The 24,001-nt window shown below is 72.8% G+C and carries 19 protein-coding genes and 1 other RNA gene; 12 read left to right on the top strand and 8 right to left on the bottom strand.

Annotation, left to right across the window (positions count from 1 at the left end):
• Nucleotides 1-13: 13 nt before the first annotated feature.
• Together ABZ693_RS16995 and ABZ693_RS16990 are read right to left on the bottom strand one after the other, a co-directional pair.
• Nucleotides 14-1,378 (bottom strand): ABC transporter substrate-binding protein, encoded by a 1,365-nt coding sequence (locus ABZ693_RS16995; protein WP_359877350.1) that lies wholly within the window; start codon nt 1,376-1,378, stop codon nt 14-16.
• Between the two features lie 313 nt (nt 1,379-1,691).
• Nucleotides 1,692-5,111: an FHA domain-containing protein gene (locus tag ABZ693_RS16990; protein ID WP_359877411.1), complete on the bottom strand. Its 3,420-nt coding sequence runs from the start codon at nt 5,109-5,111 to the stop codon at nt 1,692-1,694.
• A gap of 586 nt (nt 5,112-5,697) precedes the next feature.
• On the opposite strand from ABZ693_RS16990, the gene ABZ693_RS16985 reads away from it, so the two are divergent.
• The 4 genes from ABZ693_RS16985 (at nt 5,698) to ABZ693_RS16970 (ending at nt 11,590) form a co-directional block, all read left to right on the top strand.
• Nucleotides 5,698-7,479, top strand: coding sequence for a serine/threonine-protein kinase (locus ABZ693_RS16985; RefSeq protein ID WP_359877348.1), 1,782 nt, complete (start codon nt 5,698-5,700; stop codon nt 7,477-7,479).
• Between the two features lie 185 nt (nt 7,480-7,664).
• Entirely contained in the window at nt 7,665-8,927 is a 1,263-nt protein-coding gene (locus ABZ693_RS16980; protein WP_359877346.1) for a serine/threonine-protein kinase, read from the top strand.
• A gap of 126 nt (nt 8,928-9,053) precedes the next feature.
• A complete protein-coding gene (gene prfB / locus ABZ693_RS16975; protein WP_359877344.1) occupies nt 9,054-10,169 on the top strand; it encodes a peptide chain release factor 2 in 1,116 nt (371 codons plus the stop codon).
• 635 nt (nt 10,170-10,804) lie between these two features.
• The gene (locus ABZ693_RS16970; RefSeq protein ID WP_359877343.1) at nt 10,805-11,590 is read left to right on the top strand and encodes an LPXTG cell wall anchor domain-containing protein; all 786 of its coding nucleotides are present in this window, start codon (nt 10,805-10,807) and stop codon (nt 11,588-11,590) included.
• Nucleotides 11,591-11,812: 222 nt separating this feature from the next.
• On the opposite strand, the gene ABZ693_RS16965 is transcribed toward ABZ693_RS16970, so the two are convergent.
• Entirely contained in the window at nt 11,813-11,998 is a 186-nt protein-coding gene (locus tag ABZ693_RS16965) for a hypothetical protein (RefSeq protein WP_359877340.1), read from the bottom strand.
• 226 nt (nt 11,999-12,224) lie between these two features.
• On the opposite strand from ABZ693_RS16965, the gene ftsE reads away from it, so the two are divergent.
• The 6 genes from ftsE (at nt 12,225) to ABZ693_RS16935 (ending at nt 17,537) form a co-directional block, all read left to right on the top strand.
• On the top strand, nt 12,225-12,914 hold the full coding sequence (gene ftsE / locus ABZ693_RS16960) for a cell division ATP-binding protein FtsE (protein WP_359877339.1): 690 nt from the start codon (nt 12,225-12,227) through the stop codon (nt 12,912-12,914).
• Between the two features lie 19 nt (nt 12,915-12,933).
• Nucleotides 12,934-13,854, top strand: a complete 921-nt coding sequence (gene ftsX, locus ABZ693_RS16955) for a permease-like cell division protein FtsX (protein ID WP_359877336.1) — start codon at nt 12,934-12,936, stop codon at nt 13,852-13,854.
• 110 nt (nt 13,855-13,964) lie between these two features.
• The gene (locus ABZ693_RS16950) at nt 13,965-15,287 is read left to right on the top strand and encodes a S41 family peptidase (protein ID WP_435842442.1); all 1,323 of its coding nucleotides are present in this window, start codon (nt 13,965-13,967) and stop codon (nt 15,285-15,287) included.
• An 18-nt stretch (nt 15,288-15,305) separates the two neighbouring features.
• Nucleotides 15,306-15,848, top strand: a complete 543-nt coding sequence (gene smpB, locus ABZ693_RS16945; RefSeq protein ID WP_359877332.1) for an SsrA-binding protein SmpB — start codon at nt 15,306-15,308, stop codon at nt 15,846-15,848.
• A 119-nt stretch (nt 15,849-15,967) separates the two neighbouring features.
• Nucleotides 15,968-16,336: a transfer-messenger RNA gene (gene ssrA, locus ABZ693_RS16940) on the top strand.
• Between the two features lie 568 nt (nt 16,337-16,904).
• Nucleotides 16,905-17,537 carry a hypothetical protein gene (locus tag ABZ693_RS16935; RefSeq protein WP_359877330.1) on the top strand — a complete coding sequence of 211 codons (633 nt, stop codon included), beginning with the start codon at nt 16,905-16,907 and terminating at the stop codon, nt 17,535-17,537.
• A gap of 105 nt (nt 17,538-17,642) precedes the next feature.
• Here the strand turns inward: ABZ693_RS16935 and ABZ693_RS16930 are convergent, their stop codons facing one another.
• Entirely contained in the window at nt 17,643-18,035 is a 393-nt protein-coding gene (locus ABZ693_RS16930; protein WP_359877328.1) for a DUF6415 family natural product biosynthesis protein, read from the bottom strand.
• A gap of 442 nt (nt 18,036-18,477) precedes the next feature.
• On the opposite strand from ABZ693_RS16930, the gene ABZ693_RS16925 reads away from it, so the two are divergent.
• Nucleotides 18,478-19,803 (top strand): NsdA family TPR-like regulatory protein, encoded by a 1,326-nt coding sequence (locus ABZ693_RS16925; RefSeq protein WP_359877326.1) that lies wholly within the window; start codon nt 18,478-18,480, stop codon nt 19,801-19,803.
• Nucleotides 19,804-19,822: 19 nt separating this feature from the next.
• Here the strand turns inward: ABZ693_RS16925 and ABZ693_RS16920 are convergent, their stop codons facing one another.
• The 3 genes from ABZ693_RS16920 to ABZ693_RS16910 form a co-directional block, all read right to left on the bottom strand.
• On the bottom strand, nt 19,823-20,836 hold the full coding sequence (locus ABZ693_RS16920) for an NAD-dependent epimerase/dehydratase family protein (RefSeq protein ID WP_359877324.1): 1,014 nt from the start codon (nt 20,834-20,836) through the stop codon (nt 19,823-19,825).
• Nucleotides 20,837-20,911: 75 nt separating this feature from the next.
• Nucleotides 20,912-21,277: a hypothetical protein gene (locus ABZ693_RS16915; RefSeq protein WP_359877322.1), complete on the bottom strand. Its 366-nt coding sequence runs from the start codon at nt 21,275-21,277 to the stop codon at nt 20,912-20,914.
• Between the two features lie 44 nt (nt 21,278-21,321).
• Nucleotides 21,322-22,575 carry an MFS transporter gene (locus tag ABZ693_RS16910; RefSeq protein ID WP_359877319.1) on the bottom strand — a complete coding sequence of 418 codons (1,254 nt, stop codon included), beginning with the start codon at nt 22,573-22,575 and terminating at the stop codon, nt 21,322-21,324.
• 83 nt (nt 22,576-22,658) lie between these two features.
• Between ABZ693_RS16910 and ABZ693_RS16905 the strand changes: the two genes are divergently transcribed.
• Nucleotides 22,659-23,618, top strand: coding sequence for a LysR family transcriptional regulator (locus ABZ693_RS16905; RefSeq protein WP_359877317.1), 960 nt, complete (start codon nt 22,659-22,661; stop codon nt 23,616-23,618).
• 6 nt (nt 23,619-23,624) lie between these two features.
• Here the strand turns inward: ABZ693_RS16905 and ABZ693_RS16900 are convergent, their stop codons facing one another.
• Entirely contained in the window at nt 23,625-23,999 is a 375-nt protein-coding gene (locus ABZ693_RS16900) for an anthrone oxygenase family protein (protein ID WP_359877315.1), read from the bottom strand.
• Nucleotides 24,000-24,001 lie beyond the last annotated feature (2 nt).

Genomic DNA, 24,001 nt, shown 5'->3' with positions numbered 1-24,001 from the left:
CGGTCCACCGGGATCAGTCCTTGTACGCCTTGGCGGCCTCGGCCTCCAGCGCGGCCTGGGCGCCGGCCACGTCCTTCGGGTTCTTCAGGAAGTCCTGGAGCACCTTCCACTCGCCCTTGCCGGGCGTCCCGCCGAACGACTGCGGCATCTGGTCCGACATGTCGAAGCGGAAGTCGTCGCCCGCCCCGATCAGCGCCGTGGCGATGGTCCGCTGGACGTCGTTCGGGTACGCGGCCTTGTCCAGCGACTTGTTGGGGGAGAGGAAGCCGCCCTCGGCCGCCCAGATCTTCGCCGCCTCGGGCGAGGCCAGGAAGGTGAGGAGCGCCTGCGCGCCCTTGCCGTCCTTCAGCGCCACGGCCGCGTCGCCGCCGGTCACCACGGGCGCCGGGCCGCCGCCGACCGCCGGGAACGGGAACACCTTGGCGTCCGTGCCGATCTTCGCGCTCATCGCCGCGATGTTGACGGCCGAGAAGTCGCCCTCGAACACCATCGCCGCCTTGGACTGGTCGCCGCCGGTGAAGGTCTGGGTGACGGAGACCGGGAACTCGGTCTGCAGCGCGCCGTTCGTGCCGCCCGCGAGCAGCGACGGCTTGCCGAACAGCTCGGCCAGCGTGGTCAGCGCCCGGGCGACGGACGGGTCGGTCCACTTCAGCTCGTGGCGGGCCAGCCGGTCGTACTTCTCCGGTCCGGCCTGCGAGAGGTAGACGTTCTCGAACCAGTCGGTCAGCGTCCAGCCGTCCGCGCCGCCCACCGACACCGGGGTGACGCCGGACGCCGAGATCGTCTCGGCCGTGGAGATCAGGTCCTTCCAGGTCTTCGGCTCGCTCGCGCCCGCGTTGTCGAACGCGGCGGAGTTGTACCAGACCAGCGACTTGTTGGCGGCCTTGAAGTACACCCCGTAGGGGGTGCCGTCGACCGCGCCGAGGTCCTGCCAGCCCTTCCCGTAGTGGGCGGCCAGCTGGGCCTTGGCCTCCGGCCCCAGCGGCTTGAGCCACTTCTGCGCCGCCGCCTGCCGGATCGCGCCGACCTGCGGCAGCATCGCCACGTCGGGCGGGGAACCGCCGGCGATCTTCGTGCCGAGGAAGTTCACGATCGGGTCCTGGGCCGGCACGAACGTGACGGTCGCGCCCGTACGCTTCTCGAACTCCTTCAGGACCTTGGTGAAGTTGGCCTGCTCCGGACCGGTCCAGACGGCGGCGACCTCCAGCTTCTCGCCCTTGAGGGACGGCAGCGTGAGCCCGGTGCCGGCGGAGCCGCCGCCCGCGCTCGCGGAGGGGCGGTCGCCGTCCGAGCCGCCGTCCCCGCCGCCGCACGCCGTCGCGGCGAGGGCGGCGAGCGCCGTCACCGCGGCCAGTCGAAGAGTTCTGCCCTGACGCATCCGAGCCCCGTCTCTCCCGCGCTGTCTGGTCCGTGGGGTCCGGTTCTACGCCCGGTGACCGGGGCCCGCAATACCGCCTTCACTGTCAAGTACGCGATCGTGATGGGCTCGTGACGTGACGTCAGGTCAGACGGGGTCGGGATGCGGCGGGGTGAGGGGGGCGCGGTGGGGCGCGGTGGGGACGCGGGAGGGTGACGGCGAGGCGCCCCCGGGCGCACGCGGGGGCGTGCGACCGGGGCGTACGGACGGCGTGGACGCGCGCGTACGGGCCGGGGCGGCCGGCGGGTGCGGTCCGGGTTCGTGCGGGCGCCCGTCAGGCGGGCGCCGGGGACGTCAGCGGGGGTATGGGCGTGGCGTCGACCGACCGGGCGGCCCGGTCCAGGGCGCTGGCGAGGAGCGCCAGGTCCGTCGGGCCGTTGCCCAGCTCGCGGACCGGGCGGCGGGCCGGCGGGTCGCCCATCCGCTCCCACTCCACCGGGACGACGATGGGCCGCTGGGTCGCCGTCCGCGGGATGCGCCCGGTCACCCGGCCCGTCTGGAACGGGGTCACCCGGCCGTCCGGATGCCCGAGGCGTCCCCGGCCCGGCTGCGGACCGTCCGGGCCGCCGACGGGTGCGGCGGGCGGCGCGTCGAGCACGATCCGCAGCCGCGCGCCGTGCGCCAGCTCCGTGTCGGCCGTCCGCTCCGGCCGCGCCGAGGCCGCGATCAGATGGACGCCGAGCCGCGCCCCTCCCCGCGCCACGGCCTCCAGGGCCCGCATCACCGATCCGGCCGCGGGCCGGCCCGGCGCGCCGAGCGGGGGCGCCACGAGCGCGTCGTAGTCGTCCACGATCACCATCAGCCGCGGCAGCGCCCCGGCCCCGTCGACGGGCACCCCGGCCCCGGCCGCGGCGGTACCGCCCGCGGGCCGGGCGAGCCGCCCACTGACCGTGTCGCCGAGGCTGCCGTCTCCGCCGGTGCGGTACGTGCGGCCGCTGGCCTGGTCGTAGAGGTCGCCGGTGGAGGGGCGGGGCAGCCGTCCGCTGGGTGTGTCGCCGAGGCTGCCGTCTCCGCCGGTGCGGTACGTGCGGCCGCTTGCACGGGCGTGGAGATCGGCCGCCCCGGCCCGGGGCAGGCGCCCGCTCGGGGTGTCGCCGAGGGCGCCGGAACCACCGGCGGGCCCGGGGGTGGCACCCGTACGGGAATCCCCGGGGCGCGCGTCCGGAATCCGCGCCGTCGCACGCGCCCCCGACGGTGCGGACGTGAGAGAGGAGGAGGCGGAGGGGAGCGACTCGGCGGCGCTCGGCGCGCGCGGGCCGACCATCCGGCCGGCCGAGCGCCGGTCGGCGAAGTCCGTGTCCCCGAGCAGCTCGGCACGCCGCTTCAGCTCCGCGCCCAGCGCCTGCGCGAACTCGCGCATCCGCACCGGATCGGAGGCGACCAGATACTCGGTGACGTGCGGCAGCTCCGTACACGCCGCCAGACCCTCGCCGCGGTCGCCGCCCGCGCCGTCGACCAGGAGCAGCCCCAGCCGGTCCGGGCGGCCGCCGGCCGCGAGGGAGGCGGCGATCGAGCGCAGCAGCTCGGTGCGGCCGCTGCCCGCCGGGCCCTCGATCAGCAGATGCGGGCCCTCCTTCGTGAGGTCCACGGCGGCCGGCCCGTGCGGACCCGCGCCCAGCACCGCCGTGCCCTCCGCGGCCGAGGCCCAGCGGGCCATCAGGGACGCGGGGGTGGCCCGGGCCAGGCCCAGTTCGTCGAGGAGCCGGGACGACGGCGGCAGCGCGGCGGCGGTCCGGCCGCCCGCCCCGCCGGAGAGCGTCTCGGTGCGCAACGGCGCGAGGGCGCGGCCGAACCGCTCCGCCCAGGCGACCGACACCGCGTCGAGCACGCCGACCGTGCCGTGCCCGGCGACCCGCCCGCCCGCCGTCCGCAGCAGCCGCAGCGCGGTCGCCACGTCCCCGCTGAGCAGGGTGGCCGCCCCGCACTCGCGGAAGGCGAGGGAGGCCGCGCACGCCGCCTCGTACGTCGCCGCGACCGGGGAGGCCGGGGACGCGGCCGGCGCCTCGGCCAGACAGATCAGATGGATGCCGGCGGCGGCGCCCGCCCCGGCGAGCCGCGCCGCCGTCTCGCGCAGCGCGGAGGAGCCCGGGTCGCCGTCGACGACCACGACCGTCACCGGCCCGGTGTGCCGGGCGGCGGCCTCGGCGATCGTGGTCCGGTCGGCACTCGGCCAGGCCGGGCCGAGCGGCCCGTCGTCGAGCCGCCGGGTCAGTTCGGTCAGCCGCGCGTGGGCCTGGTCGCGGTCGTACGCGAGGAGCAGCCGGCAGTCCTGGCCGTGCGCCGGACGGGTGTGCGGCAGCCAGCCGAGCCAGCCCCAGTCCCGCCGCCGCTCCTCCAGGGGGCGGTTCCGGTCGGCGCTGACCAGCACGATCTCCAGGTCGCCGGGGGAGTGCAGGGCGGCGAGCTGGGCCACCACCGAGCGGGCCAGGCCGGCCAGCCGGAGCGCGGGACCTGCGAGGCCCAGCGCGCCGGCCTCGCGCAGCCCGACGGTGACGGGCACGCCGGACAGCTCGGCCCGGTCGGTCGTGCCGAGCCGGACCACCAGGGCCTCGGGATGGTCCAGGCCCCGCTCCCACAGGCGCGGGCCGGGGCCGAGCGCGGTGAGCAGGACGGCCGCCGGGTTGGGCCAGCTGTCGGACGGGGCGCCGCCGGGGCCGCCCGGGCCGCCGGTGAGGCCCTCGGGGAAGGCGGGCACCGGCGCCACTCCGTACTCCGCCTCCGGCTCCTCCCGGCCGCCCGCGAGCCGCCGCGCCCAGGCGCCGAGGCCGCGCTTGCGGGTCTGCCGGGTCCGGGCGTGGGTCTCGATCTCGCCGTGCGGTTCGTCGGACTCCGTCACGCGCGTGTGGCCGTCCGCGTCGGCGTGCCCGTGCCCGTCGGCGTCGACGGGGGTGCCGTCGAGACGCCGGTTGCCGCCGTGCGTGGGCGACTCGGAGGCCGCCGCCCCGCCGGAGGGCTCGTACGGCGGCTCGTAGGCCGGGTGACCGACGGGCGCGCCGCCGGCACCGGTCGGATCCGCCGGGGTCCCGGCGCGGGCCACCCGCAGATGGCCGTCGCCGTCCGAGGCGGTGGCCAGGGTGTCGTCCGGGCCGCCCGCCGGGCCGGTCAGGCGCAGCGCGGACTCGCCGACGCGCAGCAGCGCGCCCGGCGCGAAGCGGACCGGCCGCGGGCCGACGGGGGTGCCGTCGAGGAGCGTGCCGTTGGTGGAGCCCTGGTCCTCGACCGTCACCCGGCCGCCGGGGGAGACCGTCACGGTGCAGTGGGTCCGGGAGACGTCGGGGTCGTCGAGCGGTACGTCCGCGTCCACAGAACGGCCGATTCTGATCGCTCCACCGTGCAGCAGATGGACACCGCCGGCGTCCGGACCCGCGACCACGTGGAGCCGGGCCGGGATGCCCGCGTCGGCGTGCTCGTCCGGTCCGGGCGGGCCCGGTACGTGGAGGGACAGCACGGCGCCGTCGACCAGCGGCGGTTCGCCGAGCAGACAGCGGCGGGTGTCGAGCCGCTCCCCGCCCGCGTACAGCACGGCCGTTCCGGACGAGGGGGTCTCCGGGCCGGAGACGGCCGTGGCGAGCGCGGAGGCCACGGCGGCCAGCTCGGTTCCCGCGGGGGCGGTGACGAGCACGTCGCAGGTGCGCCCCGCGCCGTGGTCGGCGTGGCCGGCGTGCGGTGCGAGGACGGTCAGCCGGATCTGCATCGCCGTCAGCGGTCCCTTCTGCGCGGCGCGCCGGGCAGGGGAATCACCCACTCGCTCCCCCCACCCGTCGCGGACGCGTCGTCCGGTCAGGTCGGCACGGTGCGCGGGCTCCCTACCCTCGACACGACGTGCTGTACGCATCCTCGCACCTGCCACTGACAACCCGCCCCCGGGTGGCCATCAAACGATCTTGTTCGGTCGTCGATGGGCCGGAATGCGCCTGGTTACGTACGTACGCGGTCCTGACCGGGGCGGTCGATCCAGGGCCGCACCGAGGCCCGCCCCGGCACCCGCGCCGGGGCCCGCCGCCGTCCGGGCCACCGATCCCGGGGCACGTATCCGGCAACCTTGGTTCCGTTTCCGGCGTCTTGCCGAGCGGACACGGGTGTCCCTCCGGGGCCCCACCCGCCGGGCGTCGCGGGCCCGGCCATGATCCGCCGGACAGGCCCTAAAGTGGGGCGGACACCCGGACGAGCCCCGGACACGTCGTCCCGGACGAGTCCCGGGCGGGTCATGGAACACACAGCGACCACGGGGGCACACGGCGACAGCCCCCGGGGACCACGATCAGCAGGGAGCGCGTGACGTGCGGCCTATCGGCAGCAAGTACCTGCTCGAGGAGCCGCTCGGCCGCGGCGCCACGGGCACCGTCTGGCGAGCCCGCCAGCGGGAGACGGCCGGCGCCGAGGCGGCGGTGCCGGGCGAGCCCGGCGAGACCGTCGCGATCAAGGTCCTCAAGGAGGAGCTCGCCAACGACGCGGACATCGTGATGCGCTTCCTGCGCGAGCGCTCCGTGCTGCTGCGGCTCACCCACGCCAACATCGTGCGCACCCGCGACCTGGTCGTGGAGGGCGACGTCCTCGCCTTGGTCATGGACCTCGTCGACGGCCCCGACCTGCACCGTTACATCCGTGAGAGCGGCCCGCTCACCCCGGTCGCCGCCGCGCTGCTCACCGCGCAGATCGCCGACGCGCTGGCCGCCAGCCACGCCGACGGCGTCGTCCACCGCGACCTCAAACCCGCGAACGTGCTGCTCCGGCAGGACGGCGACGCCCTGCACCCGATGCTCACCGACTTCGGCATCGCGCGCCTCGCCGACTCCCCGGGCCTGACCCGCACCCACGAATTCGTCGGTACGCCCGCGTACGTGGCGCCGGAGTCCGCCGAGGGCCGCCCGCAGACCTCCGCCGTCGACATCTACGGCGCCGGCATCCTGCTGTACGAACTGGTCACCGGACGGCCCCCGTTCGGCGGCGGCACCGCCCTGGAGGTGCTGCACCAGCACCTCACCGAGGAGCCGCGCCGCCCGTCCACCGTGCCCGCCCCGCTGTGGACGGTCATAGAGCGCTGCCTGCGCAAGAACCCGGACGAGCGGCCCAGCGCCGAGAACCTCGCCCGCGGCCTGCGCGCCGTCGCCGCCGGCATCGGCGTGCACGCCACCCCCGACCAGATCGAGGCCGCCGAGGGCGTCGGCGCGCTGCTCGCGCCCGACCCGGCCCCCGCGCCGGTCCCGGGCAGCCCCGCCGCGGCCGATCCGGCCGGCGCCACCCAGGTGCTGCCCACCGGTTCCGCCGCCCCGGCGGGCATCGGTCAGCAGGGCGCGTACGACCCGGCCGCGCCCACCAGCGTGCTGCCCGCAGGCGGTCCGGCCGGTGCGGCCGACCCGACCGCCGTGCTCCCCGCGGGCGGCCCCGGCGCCGATCCGACCCGGGCCATGCCGCCCGTACCGCAGGATCCGCCGGGCGAGCAGCCACACCCCTGGCAGAGCCAGCTGCGCGCGGCCCGCGACCGCAACGAGCCGACGCAGATGCAGTACCTCGACCCGAGCGAGGACCCGTTGCGCCGGCGCCCGCAGCGCCGCCCCCAGCAGCCCCCGCACCCGCCGCAGCAGTACCAGCAGCCGCAGCCGCAGCCGCAGCAGTACCAGCAGCCGCAGCAGTACCGGCAGCAGCCTCCGCAGGCCCCGCCGCCGGCGCCGTACCAGCAGCAGCCGCATCCGCCGCAGCAGTACGCCCCCCAGCCGCCGCCGCAGCAGCAGTACGCGCCGCCGCAGCCTCCGCCGCCCCCGGCGCCCGCACCCGCCCCCGCGCCCGCCCGCGCGCCGCGCGAGCCCCGTCCGCCGCGGCAGCGCAGCGCCAACCCGATGCGCATCCCGGGCCTCGGCTGCCTGAAGGGCTGCCTCTTCACGATCGTGCTGTTCGTGGTCGCGGGCTGGCTCGTCTGGGAGCTGACCCCGCTCCAGGACTGGATCGCCCAGGGCAAGGGCTACTGGGAGGCGATCGGCGACGGCATCTCCTCGCTGACCGACTGGATCTCGTCGCTCACCGAGAGCACGGGGACGGGCGGCGGCGGTACCGCCGGGCAGTGACACCCTGGCCTCTCGGAACCCCTCGTTCCACCGGTAACCGAAGGTAACCGGCGGGGCGGGGTGCCCGGAGAAGGGCCAGGTCATCGACATGTCGACTTCCGCGGGGTGTTTTCCCCTCGGAAGTGCCGGCCGGAGTCCTCGGACGCGTAACTTTGTCGCGAACCGCAGCCGCTGAGGGAGCAGTCTTGGCACGGAATATCGGCAGCCGCTACACGGCCCACCAGATCCTCGGCCGGGGCAGCGCCGGCACGGTGTGGCTCGGCGAGGGCCCCGAGGGCCCCGTCGCCATCAAGCTGCTGCGCGAAGACCTCGCCGCCGACCAGGAACTCGTCGGCCGCTTCGTCCAGGAACGCACCGCCCTGCTCGGGCTCGACCACCCGCACGTCGTCTCCGTCCGCGACCTCGTCGTCGACGGCAACGACCTCGCGCTCGTCATGGACCTGATCCGCGGCACCGACCTGCGCACCCGTCTCGACCGCGAACGCCGGCTCGCGCCCGAGGCCGCCGTCGCGATCATCGCCGACATCGCCGACGGCCTCGCCGCCGCGCACAAGGCCGGCGTGGTCCACCGGGACGTCAAGCCCGAGAACATCCTGCTCGACATGGAAGGCCCGCTGGGCCCCGGCGGCGCCCACCCGGCGCTGCTCACCGACTTCGGCGTCGCCAAACTCATCGACACCCCCGGCCGCACCAAGGCCACCCGGATCATCGGCACCCCCGACTACCTCGCCCCCGAGATCGTCGAGGGCCTGCCGCCCCGCGCCGCCGTCGACATCTACGCGCTCGCCACGGTGCTGTACGAACTGCTCGCCGGGTTCACGCCGTTCGGCGGCGGCCACCCCGGCGCCGTACTGCGCCGCCACGTCACCGAGACCGTCGTCCCACTGCCCGGCATCCCCGAGGAGCTGTGGCAGCTGATCGTCCAGTGCCTGGCCAAGGCCCCGGCCTCCCGGCTGCGCGCCTCCGAGCTGGCGACCCGGCTGCGGGACGTCCTGCCCACCCTCAAGGGCATCCCGCCGCTCGACGTCGACGAGCCGGACGCGGACCCGGCGGCCGAGGCGGCCGGCGGCGGTGCGGAGGACCCGTACCCCACCCAGCCGGGCGGCGGCGAACCCGCCCCGCGCCGCGCCGCCGTCCCGCTGGTACCGGGCGCCTCGACCGACTCCAACCGCGACACCCACACCTCCATGCGGGTCCCCGGCCCCGACGAGCTGTCCGGCGGCCCCCTCGGCACGGCCCGCGCCCCGCGCTCGGCGAGCGCCCGCCGGCCCGGCTCGGCCCGGCACAAGTCGGAAGCGGTCCGCAAGCGCCGGATCACGCTGGGCGTCGCGGCCGCCGTGCTCGCGGCCGTGCTCGGGATCGGCGGCTACCTGGCGTCCTCCGGGGACGGGGACGCGGACGCGCCGCCGCAGGACTCGCGGGAGACGACGCAGGGCGCGCAGCCGTAGGGGCCCCGCCATGGCGGCCTTCGGGGCTCGCGGGGGCCCTGGTCCGCGCCGTCCTGGCGCGGTCCGTGCGGCACCCGCGCGAATCCGTGGGTCCGGCTTCGCGCCGTGAGCCGTTACGCTGGACGCGTGGCAGTCGTCGATGTATCCGAAGAGCTGAAGTCCCTCTCCTCGACCATGGGGTCGATCGAGGCCGTCCTGGACCTCGAGAAGCTGAGGGCAGACATCGCCGTGCTCGAAGAGCAGGCCGCGGCCCCGTCCCTGTGGGACGACCCGGAGGCGGCGCAGAAGATCACGAGCCGTCTCTCGCGCCTCCAGGCCGAGGTCCGCAAGACCGAGACCCTGCGCGGCCGCATCGACGACCTCGCGGTCCTGTTCGACCTGGCCGAGGAGATGGACGACGCGGAAACCCGCGTCGAGGCCGAGGCCGAGCTGGTCAACGTCCGCAAGGCGCTCGACGAGATGGAGGTCCGCACCCTCCTGTCCGGCGAGTACGACGAGCGCGAGGCGCTGGTCAACATCCGCGCCGAGGCCGGCGGCGTCGACGCCTCCGACTTCGCGGAGCGCCTCCAGCGCATGTACCTGCGCTGGGCCGAGCGCCACGGCTACTCGACCGAGATCTACGAGACCTCGTACGCGGAAGAGGCCGGCATCAAGTCGACCACCTTCGTGGTCAAGGCCCCGTACGCGTACGGCACCCTCTCCGTCGAGCAGGGCACCCACCGCCTCGTCCGCATCTCGCCCTTCGACAACCAGGGCCGCCGCCAGACGTCCTTCGCGGGCGTCGAGGTGCTCCCGGTCGTCGAGCAGTCCGACCACGTCGACATCGACGAGTCCGACCTGCGCATCGACGTCTACCGCGCGTCCGGCCCCGGCGGCCAGGGCGTCAACACCACCGACTCGGCGGTGCGCATCACGCACCTCCCGACCGGCATCGTGGTCTCCTGCCAGAACGAGCGCTCCCAGATCCAGAACAAGGCGAGCGCCATGAACGTCCTCCAGGCCAAGCTCCTCGAGCGCCAGCGCCAGGAGGAGCGTGCCAGGATGGACGCGCTCAAGGGCGACGGCGGCAGCTCCTGGGGCAACCAGATGCGCTCCTACGTCCTCCACCCGTACCAGATGGTCAAGGACCTGCGCACCGACCACGAGGTCGGCAACCCGCAGTCCGTCCTCGACGGCGAGATCGACGGCTTCCTGGAGGCCGGCATCCGCTGGCGCAAGCAGCAGGATCACGCGGAGGCGTAACCAACGCCGACGCATATGCCCGTGTACGACCCGGGGCCCCGCTCATCGATTGAGCGGGGCCCCGGCGCGTACCCGGGCGTAGGACCCTCTGCGAGCCTCCTCCTTGCCCCCGTCCGCCCCGGCCACGAGCCCTTCGTCGAGACGAGCTTCACCAACGTCCGCGGAGGTTCGAGGGTCCACTCAGGGGTCGTCAAGCTGGACGCCCTGAAGGGCGTGCGACTACGAGATGGCGAATACATGACGTGGGCCGGAAAAGTCCCCATGGTGCGGACGCGGGAGCAGATCGACGCTCAGCGCAAGTGCCGTTGACGGCCGACGCGTTCGGAGATTCGCGGGCGCAAGCGGTGGAGTGATCGAACTGGCGCTTTGTCGACAAGGTAACTGGCCTGATAGGGGCTGGAGTTCAGGTTTACGTCACAGTTGCATCGCCGCAGGGCGGGCGGATCGGGATCTTTCCGGCATCGCACGCGCAACGGCCTTGACGCGTTCTTGGAAACTCGGAAGGGTGGCACGCGGCACGCGTGTACCGGGGCGTGTGTGGACGGGGGCGGGTCCGGTTACACGTGATCGCCCCCAGTGCCCGGGCCCCGGCCGCGGCTCCACAGACAAAATGAGCTACTGGGGGTAGCGAGCATATGACGAAGAAGACGCGGATCCGCATCGCGCGGATCGCGGCCGGTGCGGTGATCGCGGCCGGTGCGTCGCTGACGGCGGCCGGTGTCGCGTCGGCGACCGGGGTGGGGGTCGGCTTCACCTCCGAGGTGACCGGCGACGAGCCGCCCACCTGTGAGATCGACCCGACGCTCTGCGAGACGACTCCGCCGACGAACCCGCCGACCACGCCGCCGGAGACCACTCCGCCGACGACGCCGCCGACCACGCCGCCGCCGACGACTCCGCCGACCACTCCGCCGACCACGCCGCCGCCGACGACTCCGCCGACGACTCCGCCGACCACGCCGCCGCCGACCACTCCGCCGACCACGCCGGGTAACCCGGGCGGCGGCAACAACGGTGGCAACAACGGCACCGGTGGCAACAATGGCAACGGTGGCCAGAACGGCAATGGCGGCAACCACGGCAATGGTGGCAACACCGGTGGCGGCCAGGACAACACCACCGGCAGCGGCACCGGCGGCAACAGCAACACCGGCAACGGTGGCGACAACGCCGGCGACGCCAACTGCACCGTGACCGTCGACGGCGCCGAGTGCGCCGGCGGTACCGGTGGTGGCAACGACAACAACGCCAACAACGCCGGCTCGCAGCCCGTCGAGCAGGGCCAGGCCAAGGAAGAGCTGGCCGAGACCGGTGCGGCGGAGACGTCGTTCCTGATCATCGGCGCCGCCACCATGATCGCCGGTGGCATCGGCTTCCGCTTCCTGCCGCGCCTCGTCGGCGGCGGCCGCGCCGCGGTCTGAGCCGTACGAGATCTACCGGCCTAGAGGGCCGATAGGCCCATAAGGGACGCGAAGGGCCGGGGTGCTTCACCAAGCACCCCGGCCCTTTCCCGTATCCCGGACGTCCCCGCGTACGTCCCTCCGCGTCTTCTTCGCACGCCGTCCACGCGGCGCGCCATACGCGCGCACACGCCTCTCGCGCGCCTCCGGCGCTCCCAGGTGCCTCTTCGCACCTCTACGGGCTTACAGCCCGCGCACCGCCACCAGCAGAGCCATCGCCGCCACCAGGGCGACCACCACCGCCAGCAGCATCGCCGGCGTCAGCCCCGTGGGCTGCGGCAGGCGCTCGCGGTTCGCGCGGCAGACGGGGCAGCGGCCCTCCGCGACGGGCGCCGCGCAGTTGGCGCACACCAGTCGGTCATAGGTCATGCGCTCTCCTCCTCCCGCACCGGGCTCCTGTCTCGAAGAACGCTCGGGGCGACCCCGGCGTTCCCTCTACCACTGTGCCAGCTCCGGCGCGTTTCGGCGCGCCCCGGGCCGGTCCGCCTGGAAGGACGAAAAGGATAAAGGACACAAGCGCGGTCCGCGACTGCGCGGGCCATGCCCGTTCGCGTATGGTCACGCACACCTACTCCCGGCCGACCGTGGTGCATTCGTGATCCGATTCGACAACGTCTCCAAGTCCTATCCGAAGCAGAACCGCCCCGCGCTCCGGGACGTTTCCCTGGAGATCGAGAAGGGGGAGTTCATCTTCCTCGTCGGTTCCTCCGGCTCCGGAAAGTCGACCTTCCTGCGACTGATCCTGCGCGAGGAGCGCGCCAGCCAAGGGCAGGTGCACGTCCTGGGCAAGGACCTCGCCCGCCTCTCCAACTGGAAGGTGCCGCATATGCGCCGCCAGCTGGGAACGGTGTTCCAGGACTTCCGTCTGCTGCCCAACAAGACCGTCGCCGAGAACGTCGCCTTCGCGCAGGAGGTCATCGGCAAGCCGCGCGGCGAGATCCGCAAGGCCGTCCCCCAGGTGCTCGACCTGGTCGGTCTCGGCGGCAAGGAGGACCGCATGCCCGGCGAGCTCTCCGGTGGTGAGCAGCAGCGTGTCGCCATCGCCCGGGCCTTCGTGAACCGCCCCATGCTGCTGATCGCGGACGAGCCCACCGGCAACCTCGACCCGCAGACCTCGGTCGGCATCATGAAGCTGCTCGACCGCATCAACAGGACAGGTACCACCGTCGTCATGGCGACCCACGACCAGAACATCGTCGACCAGATGCGCAAGCGCGTCATCGAGCTGGAGAAGGGCCGACTCGTCCGCGACCAGGCGCGCGGCGTCTACGGCTACCAGCACTGACGGGCGGGAGAACAGTCATATGCGCGCTCAGTTCGTGCTCTCGGAGATCGGTGTCGGTCTCCGCCGCAACCTCACGATGACCTTCGCCGTCATCGTCTCCGTCGCCCTCTCGCTGGCCCTCTTCGGTGGCGCCCTGCTCATGCGCGAGCAGGTCAGCACGATGAAGGACTACTGGTACGACAAGGTCAACGTCTCCATCTTCCTCTGCAACAAGAGCGACGCGGCCTCCAGTGCCAAGTGCTCCAAGGGCGCGGTCACCGCGCAGCAGAAGAAGCAGATCGAGGCCGATCTGAAGGAGATGACGGAGCTCGTCGAGACGGTCCACCACGAGACGGCCGACGAGGCGTACAAGCACTACAAGGAGCAGTACAGCGACACGGCGATCGCCTCCGTCGTCACCCCGGACCAGATGCAGGAATCCTTCCGGGTGAAGTTGAAGGACCCGGAGAAGTACAAGGTCATCGCCACCGCCTTCGCGGGCCGCGACGGCGTCGAATCGATCCAGGACCAGCGGTCGATCCTGGAGACCCTCTTCAACATGATGCGCAGCGTCAACTACGCCGCTGTCGCGCTCATGTTCCTGATGCTGATCATCGCGTTGATGCTGATCATCAACACGGTCCGGGTGTCCGCGTTCAGCCGCCGCCGTGAGACCGGCATCATGCGTCTGGTCGGCGCGACCAACTTCTACATCCAGATCCCGTTCATCATGGAGGCCGCCTTCTCCGGCCTCATCGGCGGTCTTTTCGCGTGCGTGCTGCTGCTCGGCGGGCACTACTTCCTCGTCGACCACGGCCTCGAACTGGCCCAGCAGATGCCGCTCGTGAACTTCGTCGGCTGGGACGTCGTCCTCGCCCAGCTCCCGCTGGTACTCGTCATCGGACTGCTGATGCCGTCCATCGCCGCGTTCGTCGCGCTGCGCAAGTACCTGAAGGTCTGATTCCCGCGCCCTGGGAGCCACAGGGGCATCAGCGTCCACCGATGGCGTCGTCCGGCCAAGGGCCGTTCGGCGCCATCGGTTTGTCCCCGGACAGGTCCTAGAGTGGCCGCATGCGTGCCGGTGCCGACTCCGAGTTCTGTCGACGGCCCCGCGGAGTTCTCCGTGGGGCCGCCTTGACGCTGGTGTTCGCCGGGGTGATCGGTACGGCCGCCGCCACCGGCTCCCTGCCGCGCCGCCCGGACGCCCAGGAGCCGCCCGCCGCGGCCGGGGCGGGGACGGAGGCGGGAGTGGGTACGGGAGCGGGCGCCGCCGGGTTCGCGGACCGGTCCCCGTCCTCCCGTACGGCCCTCGGCGTCGCCGCGTTCGACCCCGGCTCCGCAGCCCAGGGCCCCTCGCCCTCCCCCACCCCCGTCGACCGGGACGCGCTGGCCCGCGCCACCGCCGACGCGGTCGCCGACGGCAAGTCCGGCAAGCAGGCGGCCGAGGAGTTCGTCTCGCGCAGCGGTGACCGCTGGAGCGCGGTGTACGACCCGCGTGAATACGCCGAGTTCGAGCAGACCCTGGACGGCTCGTACACCGGGGTCGGGTTGTCCGCCCGCCGGTCGGGCGCGGACGGGGTCGAGATCAGCCGGGTGAGGCCCGGCGGCCCCGCCGACCGTGCCGGACTGCGCGCCGGCGACCGGATCACCGCCGTCGACGGGCGGCCGGTCGCCGGCCGTTCCGTCTCCGAGGTCGTCTCGCTGCTGCGCGGCGAGGGCGTCACCGGCTCCACCGTCACTCTCGGCGTCGTCCGCGACCGGGCCACCTGGACCCGGACCCTGCGCCGGGCCCGGCTCACCACGGACCCGGTCACTGTCCGCCGCCTCGACGACCGCGCTGTCCTCGTCCGCGTGACCGCCTTCACCAAGGGAACGGGCGAGCGGATACGTACGGCCGTGCGCTCCGCCCCGGCCGGCACCGGGATCCTGCTCGACCTGCGCGGCAATTCCGGCGGCCTGCTCGCCGAGGCCCGTACCGCCGCCTCCGCCTTCCTCGACGGCGGTCTGATCGCCACGTACGACATGGACGGCACCCAGCACGCCGTGTACGCGGAGGGCGGCGGCGACACCGCGCGGCCCCTGGTGGCACTGGTCGACGGCGGCACCATGAGCGCGGCCGAGCTGCTGACCGGCGCCCTGAAGGACCGCGGCCGGGCCGTCACGGTCGGCTCGCGCACCTTCGGCAAAGGCTCGGTGCAGATGCCGAGCGAGCTGCCCGACGGCTCGGTCGCCGAGGTCACCGTCGGCCGGTACCGCACTCCCGCCGGGCACGCCGTCGACGGCGAGGGCATCACCCCGGACGTACTGGTGCAGCAGGCGGCGGGCACGCGGGCGGAGCGCCGGGCCGAGGAGCGGGCCCGCACGGTATTGAGTGGCCTCGGAGGGGGCTCGTAGTGCGAAAATGGCAGCACTATGGCTAAGGGACTCGTCAACGTGCAGGGCAAGCCTGCGAAGAAGAAGACCCAGGACAAGGGGCCGGAGCGCAAGCTCATCGCGCAGAACAAGAAGGCGCGGCACGACTACCACATCCTGGACACCTACGAGGCCGGTGTGGTCCTCATGGGTACGGAAGTGAAGTCGCTCCGGATGGGGCGGGCGTCGCTGGTGGACGGATTCGTCCAGATCGACGGCCATGAGGCGTGGCTGCACAACATCCACGTCCCCGAGTACGTCCAGGGCAGCTGGACCAACCACTCGGCGAAGCGGAAGCGCAAGCTGCTGATGCACCGCGCCGAGATCGACAAGCTGGAGCAGAAGGCGTCCGAGACCGGTCACACGATCGTGCCCCTGGCGCTGTACTTCCTGGGCGGCCGGGTGAAGTGCGAGATCGCGCTCGCCCGGGGCAAGAAGGAGTACGACAAGCGGCAGACGCTGCGCGAGCAGCAGGACACCCGCGAGGCGAGCCGCGCGATCTCAGCCGCCCGGCGCCGTCAGCGGGCCGCCAAGCTGGGGTGACGCCCCTGGGTGACGCCCAGGAATACGCTGGCACCCGCGTGCGTTGGTCACGTACGATGGGCCGTGCACCCCACAGAGGGCGCACGATTTGAGCAGTTTTTAATTGAATACAGCAACATGGGGATGATCGGTTTCGACAGCGGATGTCGAAGCAGGGGAAGCGTGTCGAGGAAGCGGCAATGATCTCGTTAACCACGCGCCGAAACCTATAATCGCCAACACCAAGCGCGATTCCTTCGCCCTCGCTGCCTAAGTAGCGACTTGCGAAGTGTCAGCCCGGGGCTGTTCCCGACCCGGATCCTGGCATCATGAAGGGAACTAAACCTTGATCCCGGTCACGGGGTGAAGAGGGAAATCAAACAGTGACTGAGCCCGTTCCGGACTTGTCTGGGTGATCCGGAGGGCTGAGAAAATCGCACCAGACTGCACACGGAGAAGCCCTGGTTCCGCACCGTTGGACGCGGGTTCGATTCCCGCCATCTCCACTCATCCCATGTGGGCGAAGGCCCGGTGGTCCCCAGGACCGCCGGGCCTTCGTCATGTCCGGGGGCCGTTTGCCCGCGGGTCCGTCCCGCTCCCGCCCGGGGTGCCCTGCGGCCGTACCTCGGCCACGCCGCCGGGCCCGCCTTCCGTGTCCTCGGCCCCTGGGGGCCTGCGGGCCGGGTGCGGACCCGACGCTCCCGGTCATCAGGGAGACCGTCCGTGGGTGGCTGAGGTGCCTCCGCACCCCGTCGTGCACGCGGCGGCGCCGCTGGGGCCGGCGTTCCGGGGTTGCCGTCGAAAGAAGGGGGGAGTGGAGACGCGGCTGTCGGGGGCCCGCTGTTCTTTAATAAGGGGCACGCGCTCTGGCCTGCGGCTTCCGGGGCGATGTGTCAGGAAAACCCGAACACTACTAGACGGTAACGTTAGGAATCACAAACACACACTTCTCCTCTCTCTGAGGCCGCGCGCGGGGTATCGAAGGTTCGATCAGTCGGGCGTCATGTGTCAGTGGATCGCTGACGCAGGTTCGTCGAATGTCATGGTTTCGCTGACGTTTCCTCGTATAGTGCGCTCATGGCCAGCGCACGTCAGGACGCAGGACGCCGTCGTCGGATCCGGGTGCCTCAGGACCTCGAAAAGGTCGTGGAGGAGGCAGGCAAGGTCTGCCGCCCTGGTGAAGACGTGGACGTCACGATCAGGAAGAGGAGCCCGTACAGAATGCTGGCGACTGATCCCATGGAAGACGTGTTCGAGAATCAGACCGAGTCCATGCATGTCGTGGTCTCGCTGGGCTTCATCTCCCGGTTCCCGCGGTACAACCTGCCGAGCCTTTCCAAGGACCTGTTCTGGACCATCGTCGGATTGCTGGCCGAGAAGGACGATCACGGCCAGTACGTCCACATCAACCGGCACGGCGAGATCGCGGTCACTCAGGATCAGCTCGCCCGGATGCTCGGGGTCAAGAGGCCCACCATCAACGTGGCCATAGGGCATCTGATGGCCCGGAACTTCTTGTGGAAGACAGCCCGGGGCAAGTACCAACTGCACCCTCTCCTGCTGTACTTCGGCAGCGCTACCCGGCAGGACGAGGCGATCGGCTACGCCAAGGCTCATTTCGAAGACAAGGCGCTTCCCGTCGTACCGGAGCCGGGGGCTGTGATCGCCCACGAGCTCACCAAGGACGGAGTTACCGACCTCCGTGCCTGACGGTGGTGACCCTTCAGAGCTCTCGGGTCCCGGAGCGACTGCTCCGGGATCCGAGAGACGCAGATCGTCAGGGGAGGGTGGGCGCCGCAGATGGTCGTACGACTGTCAGGCCGGCGGGGCCGGTGTGGCTTGCGCCGGACCCGTGTGGGGAGAGTGGCCCGTGCTTCGCTGCCGCTGGGTCTGGAAGACGTATCGCATCAGCCAGGAAACGCTCTTGGCGAGAAGGCGGAGTATGGCTGCCGGGTCGCCGTGCTGGTCACGGAGCAGGCCGCGGGCGTGGCCCACGGTGGCGGTCGCGATGTCCCGGGCCCGGGAGTCGGCGAGGTGTTTCGCGTACTCCTCGGCCGGATCGACGAGCAGCCGAAGGTAGATGCGGAGCCGCTTGCGGACCTCGTCGGCTGCCGGACCGGTCGGGCGCCCCTGGGCGAGCGCGAGTGCCAGTTCCACGTCGCGGCTCATGTCCATCCAGGTCGGGTTCGCTTCGGTCGGGGGGTTCACCACCCGGCCTCCTTTTCCGTCCGGGGGAGCCCCGCGTCTTCGGATGCGTCCCAACGAGCCAGGAACCTGGCCCATCCGTGTCCGGCGCGCTCCAGGAGATGCGCGGACGGCCGGCCGCAGGGCTCGTGTCCGTCCGGCGCGCGAGTCGGTGGTGGGGGCGCGGGTGGGGCGGGCTGGGTGTTCATGCCGGTGTCTCCATCGTGGGTGAGTACCGCTGACCGCGTCTGCGGGGAACGCGGTCTGCCGAGGCTGCGCCAGAGTCCTCCCGGCCCGGGTGTCGTCGCCATACCGCCGGAGGTGTCGTCCGGGTGCACCGGAGGGTGGCGGGGGCGTCACCTGGGTAGCGCGCAGATGTCATCCGGCCGGGTTCCGTTGTGCCGTGCGGGCATCGACCGGTAGGGATCGAGCGGGGATATTCGTCCCCTGATCCGAGGGAGCGAGCGTGACGACCGATCCGGCGACGCTTCTACGCGTGCTGGTCGCCCAGCGCCAGTGGCGATACCGCGACTTCGCCACGGTCTTCGGCCGAGCAGCCGAGCGCCTGGGCTTTCGCGGCCTGACGGTTTCCGAAGCGCAGTTCCGGCGCTGGACATCGGGCCGGGTCAAGACGCTGCCGGGTCCGGAGGCGTGCCGAGTCCTGGAGGACCTGTTCGGCCTGGAAGCAGCGGCCCTCTTCGGCCCGCCACCGGAGTTCCCGGCGGCTGCGACGGAGGCTCCCACCCCGTTCGACATCGAGAGTGAAATCGCCATGACCGCTCGGGACGCCGCCGACGAGGCAGGCTCCGCAGCCGCACAGTCCGTGTCCGACACCACCATCGATCAACTCAGAGACGATCTGGCCGCCCTTGCCCGCGCCTACTCGGCCACGTCGCCGTTCGAGGCGTTCCGGCGGGCCAGGCAACTGCGCGCCGGCGCCGAGCACCATCGTGGTCTGACACAGGTTCCGGCGCAGCAGCAGGAACTGCTGATTCTCTGTGGACAGTCGTGTTCCCTGTTGTCCACCGCCGCGTTCGACCTCGGTGTACTGGACGAATCCGCGCGGCTCGCGCGAGCGGCTGTCCTGTACGGGGAGACCGCACGCTTTGATCCGTTGCGGGCGTACGCGACCGGCAGTCTGGCCGTCTGCGCCTACTTCGCCGACCGCCCCGGCGACGCGGTCCGGCACGTCCGGACCGCCCTGGCCTTCGGAGGCTTGGGCGACACCGCCCGTCGTCGTCTGTTGTCGATCGAAGCCCGCGCCCACGGACACCTCGGCGACCGGAAGCGCGCCGTCGGCGCTCTGGCGGCCTCCCTCCAGCAGGACACCGGAGCCCGAGACCTCCTCCACGACGACGTCGGGGGCGAGTTCGGCTTCCCCGAGGAGCGGCTGGTGATGTCCAACGGGACCACGGCCCTCCTCGTCGGCGACACCGAAGGGGCCGAGAAGTCGGCGCGGCGGGCCCTGGAGATCGTTGTGGCGCGGCCGGCGGCGCGCCGCCCCGTGACCGTCCAGGGGAAGGCCGCCGCCGACTTGGCGTCCGCACGCGTTCTACGCGGGGACTTGGATGGAGCGGCGGAGTCCCTGGAGACCGTGTGGGAAATTCCGGGGGAGTGGCGCAGCGCCGGTCTGCTGCAACGGGTCGTCGGCCTGCGGGTGGCACTCACCGCCCCCGCGTTCCGCGGAGCCCGGCTCGCCACCGAACTCGGGGAGCGTATCGAGGACTTCAGAAGCCGATCCGCCCCGCGAACGCTCGGCACCGATCGGGGTCTGCTCGCGCTCGAATCCTGACAGTTCGGTTCCGTAGTCGTCAGCCGAGGGCCGCGAGGACAGCGGCCTCCTTCTCCGGCCCGATGCCGTGCTCCGCCCACCGAGGGTGTTCCACCGGCCGGCCGTCCGCCCGCAACCACGCCCATGTGTCGGCGATCGTGTCAGCGAGCGGACGGCACTGGAGACCAGCCGCGACGGCACGGGACGGATCGACCGACCACACCCCGGCATGGGTACGCCACAGCGGCAGCTCGGTCCACTGCTTCACCCCGTGCGCGGACAGCGCCGTCGGCGCTGCCCACACCGGGGTTCCGTCGCCTCCGGTGATCGCGAGGCAGGTGGCGAGAAAGTCGGCGAAGGTCATGCCGGTGGGATGGGCGATGTTGAAGGCTCCTCCGCTGACGGCGGCGGCCTGATCGAGTGCGAAGGAGGCGACGTCACGGACATCCACGGGCTGGATCACCCGGCCGGCCGGTGCGGGGGCGATCATCGCGCCGCCACGCCGGGCACGGGAGAGCCAGAAGGGAAGCCTGCCGACGTATTCGCCGGGGCCGAGGATGACGCCGGGCCGCAGCAACACCGCGTCCTCGCCGAAGGCGCGGAGAACGGCCGCCTCGCCACCTGCCTTCTGGAATCCGTACTTCGTCGGCGATCCGTCGGGACCCGTGTGACCGAACGTCTCGTTGGCGTCGGGCGGGCACACGAGGACGGGAGAGTCCTCAGTCAGGGGCAGGTGCGGCCAGCCCTCGTAGACGGACACGGTGGAGACGTGAACCCACCGGGTGGCCACCGGCCGCAGTGTGTCGACGGCGAGAGCCACGTCCCGAGGCGGGAACTCGCCACTGGAGGTATCCACCACCGCGTCCCAGGGGCCGGATTCCGCGAGTCGTTTGAGATCGTCCCGGCTGGTCCGGTCTCCCCGGACGGTCTCCGCGCCCTCGACCACGCCGGAACGGCCACGGTTGAACACCGTCACGGCCGCCCCGCGGCGCAGTGCCTCTTCCACGACCGCGCGGCCGAGGAACCACGTACCGCCCATTACCAGAATCCGCATGGGGCGACCCTGCCACGGCCGATCCCGGGCGCACCATCCCGACCTGCGTGTGGGGTTGCGCCGTGACGCAGGTGGTCAGGAGAGGGGCGGTGACGACTCCTCGGCGGCCTCGTCATCCCGGCGCAGCTCGGCGAGAATCGCCGCGTTCTTCTCGTGGCTGGTGCCGGTGATGGTCGCGGCGTGAGCGTGGACGGCGGCCGAGAAGGCCGCATCGACGGGGGCAGGCCCGGCTGCTCCTCCGGCGAGGAGCGGCAGGAGCCCGGCGGGCGCGAGGGCGGCGACCGGCTGACCGTAGCGGGTGAGGGAGGTGACCTGGCCGGTGTGTTCGGCGAGCGTGACCAGCTTGGAGAGCTGAGCTCCAGCCTCGGTCAGCGGGACGGACGGCAGCGTGCCCGGGGGAGGGGCGGCATCACCGGAGGTACGGGTCGAATCTTCGCTCACGGCTCTTTTTCTATCGCGCTCGCACTCGGGCTCCCGTTCCCCGCTCAGGCGCGGGACCGGGCCGTGACGCGGGCCGTCAGGGCGAGGGCCGCCGCCACCGGCGGGAGGAGGAAGCCGTACGTGGGGGAGGGGGCGTGGTCGACGAGCCAGCCGCCCGTGGCCGAGCCGATCGCGATGCCGCCGAGGAGGGCGGTCACGGCGAGGGTCATGCCCTCGTTGAGGCGGCCCTCCGGGGTCAGCCGCTGCACCGTGCCCATGCCCGTGACCATCGTCGGCGCGGTCGCCATGCCCGCCAGAAGCAGCGCGCCCGCGAGGGCGGGCAGCGAGCCGGTGAGGGCGGCGGCCGGCAGGGGCAGGGTCATCAGGGCGGTCATCGCGGCGAGGCAGGCCGCGAGCGGGACGGCGCGCCGGACGCGGCCGTAGACCAGTCCGGCCACGCAGGAGCCCGCCGCCTGGAGGGCCAGGACAGGACCGGCGCCCGGACCGTCGACGTACGCGAGCGTGGAGACCTCCATCGAACCGAAGACCGCGCCCGTGGCCAGGAACATCGCGAGCAGCGCCGGCATCCCGGGCGCGCGCAGCGGCGACGGGCCGGCGGTGGCCGTGCGCGGTGCGACGGGCGGTTCCGTGGCGCGCTGCGCGGCGAACAGCAGCGTGCCGGTGAGCAGCAGCGCCGAGCCGGTCAGGGCGCCGGCCGCCGGGAACAGCGCCGAGCACAGGAGCGCGGCGAGCACCGGGCCGAGCATGAAGCACAGCTCGTCGGCGGCCTGCTCGAAGGCGTTGGCGGTGTGCAGGGAGTCCGGGTCGTCCTTCAGCAGGTGTGCCCAGCGGGCCCGGGACATGCCACCCAGGTTGGGGGCCGTGGACGTGAGCAGGGTGGTGGCGACGAGGGCCCAGGCGGGCGCCCGTTCGTGGACGCACGCCACCAGGGTGAGCTGCCCGAGGACCGCCCAGAGGACGGCGGGCAGCGCCACCCGGGCCTGCCCGTACCGGTCGACGAGCCGGGCGATCCACGGCGCCGTGAGCCCGCTCGCGACCAGGCCGGCGGCGCTGACCGAGCCGGCCAGGGCGTACGAGTCGTAGGAGCGGGCGATCAGCAGGACGATGCCGACGCCGAACATGCCTACCGGCAGCCGGGCGATCAGGTTGCCGAGGACGAAGGCACGGGTGCCGGGGAGGGCGAACAGACGGAGGTACGGGTTGGCGGGGGCGGGGCGGTCCGCGGGCTCCCGGTAGCGGGGGGCGAGGGCCGGGCCGGTGGGCGTCAGCGTCACATCGGGCATCGTCGCGTCGGGCATGGGGAAAGGCTCGGTCGGCGCGGTCCGGCCGGTCCAACACCAATCCGGTGGTGATTCACGCACTTCTGTTGTTGACTGCCGCGGTGGCCTCCGTGAACGACCTCGACCCCCGGCTCCTGCGCGCCTTCACCGCCGTCGCGGCGGAACTCCACTTCACCCGCGCCGCCGCCCGCCTGTACGTCGCCCAGCAGGCGCTCAGCCGGGACATCCGGCGGCTCGAACGCGACCTGGGCACCGAGCTGTTCGTCCGGTCCACCCGGCAGGTCCAGCTCACCCCCGACGGCACCCGGCTGCTCCCGTACGCGCACCGGGTGCTGGCCGCCCACGACGAACTCGCCGACGCCTTCCGCGGCGCGCCCCGCCCGCTCCTCGTCGACCTCAACACCGAGGGCCTCGCCCACGACCGGGTGCTGGCCCGCGCCCGGGAACTCGCCCCGGACGTCGAGCTGATGCCCCGCTTCGAGAGCGGACTGACCGGCGCCGTACGGGAGATCCTGGCCGGCCGGCTCGACGCCTCCTTCGGGCGGTACGGCGGCCTGACGCCGGATCTGCGGGCCCGCCTGGGGACGCAGTTCGTGCGGTACGTGCCGATGGCCGTCCTGCTGCCCGAGGGCGACCCGCTCGCCGGGCTCGACGAGGTCCCGCTCGGCGCGCTCGCCGGCCGCCGGGTCTACGCGGGCGCCGGCAACGACCGTACGCCGGAGTGGACCGACCTGGCCGCGCGCCTCTTCGCGGGGCGGGGCATCGAGGTCGCGCCGCCCGCGCCGCTGGTCATCGGCAAGGAGGAGTTCCGGCGGATCATGATCAAGGCCCCCACGCCCGTGCTCGCCGGCGTCGACTTCCCCTCCATGCCCGGCAGCGTGCTGCGGCCGCTCGTCGACCCCGTACCGCTGTCACCGGTGAGCCTGGTGTGGCGCAAGGGGCTGCGCCATCCCGGCCTCGACCCGCTGCGCCGCGCCGCCGCCGAGCTCGGGGCCCGGGAGGGCTGGCTGACCCGCCCGGCCGGGGCCTGGCTGCCGGAGGGGGAGCCGGGGCTGCCGTAGCGCCGCTCATCGGCTCTCGTAGTCCAGGTGACGGGCGGAGGCCCCGGGCCCTGTCCGGCGGGTGGCGAAGGCGCCCAGCAGGCAGCCGAACGCGGCCACCGTCAGCACCGTACGGACGTCGTTCCAGAACACCCACGGCACCTCGAACGCGGCCCGTGCCCGCACCGGGTCCGCGGTCGCCGCGAGGGCGTCGTCGAGGGGGACGTTCGCGGCCGACGTGACCAGGAGGACCGCCGCGTACAGGACGAACGCCGCCGGCGTCCACCCGCGCGCCCGCCCGGCACGTCCGTGCTGCCAGGCGGCCGCCCCGGTCAGGAACAGCGCCCCGAAGAAGGGGGTGAAGAACACCGGGTTCTGGATCAGGTCGTTGATGTTCCGCATCA

The sequence above is a fragment of the Streptomyces laurentii genome (assembly GCF_040635425.1).
GTDB lineage: Bacteria > Actinomycetota > Actinomycetes > Streptomycetales > Streptomycetaceae > Streptomyces > Streptomyces laurentii.
This window is presented reverse-complemented; position numbering and strand designations above follow the sequence as displayed.

Bases quoted from the DNA above. Each gene is read 5' to 3' on its own strand.
- ABZ693_RS16910 (WP_359877319.1), bottom strand. From the start codon at position 22,575: ATGCCCGACGCGACGATGCCCGATGTGACGCTGACGCCCACCGGCCCG.
- ABZ693_RS16990 (WP_359877411.1), bottom strand. From the start codon at position 5,111: ATGCAGATCCGGCTGACCGTCCTCGCACCGCACGCCGGCCACGCCGAC.
- ABZ693_RS16920 (WP_359877324.1), bottom strand. From the start codon at position 20,836: ATGCGGATTCTGGTAATGGGCGGTACGTGGTTCCTCGGCCGCGCGGTC.
- ABZ693_RS16995 (WP_359877350.1), bottom strand. From the start codon at position 1,378: ATGCGTCAGGGCAGAACTCTTCGACTGGCCGCGGTGACGGCGCTCGCC.
- ABZ693_RS16970 (WP_359877343.1), top strand. From the start codon at position 10,805: ATGACGAAGAAGACGCGGATCCGCATCGCGCGGATCGCGGCCGGTGCG.
- ABZ693_RS16950 (WP_435842442.1), top strand. From the start codon at position 13,965: ATGCGTGCCGGTGCCGACTCCGAGTTCTGTCGACGGCCCCGCGGAGTT.
- smpB (WP_359877332.1), top strand. From the start codon at position 15,306: ATGGCTAAGGGACTCGTCAACGTGCAGGGCAAGCCTGCGAAGAAGAAG.
- ABZ693_RS16935 (WP_359877330.1), top strand. From the start codon at position 16,905: ATGGCCAGCGCACGTCAGGACGCAGGACGCCGTCGTCGGATCCGGGTG.
- ABZ693_RS16900 (WP_359877315.1), bottom strand. From the start codon at position 23,999: ATGCGGAACATCAACGACCTGATCCAGAACCCGGTGTTCTTCACCCCC.
- ABZ693_RS16965 (WP_359877340.1), bottom strand. From the start codon at position 11,998: ATGACCTATGACCGACTGGTGTGCGCCAACTGCGCGGCGCCCGTCGCG.
- ftsX (WP_359877336.1), top strand. From the start codon at position 12,934: ATGCGCGCTCAGTTCGTGCTCTCGGAGATCGGTGTCGGTCTCCGCCGC.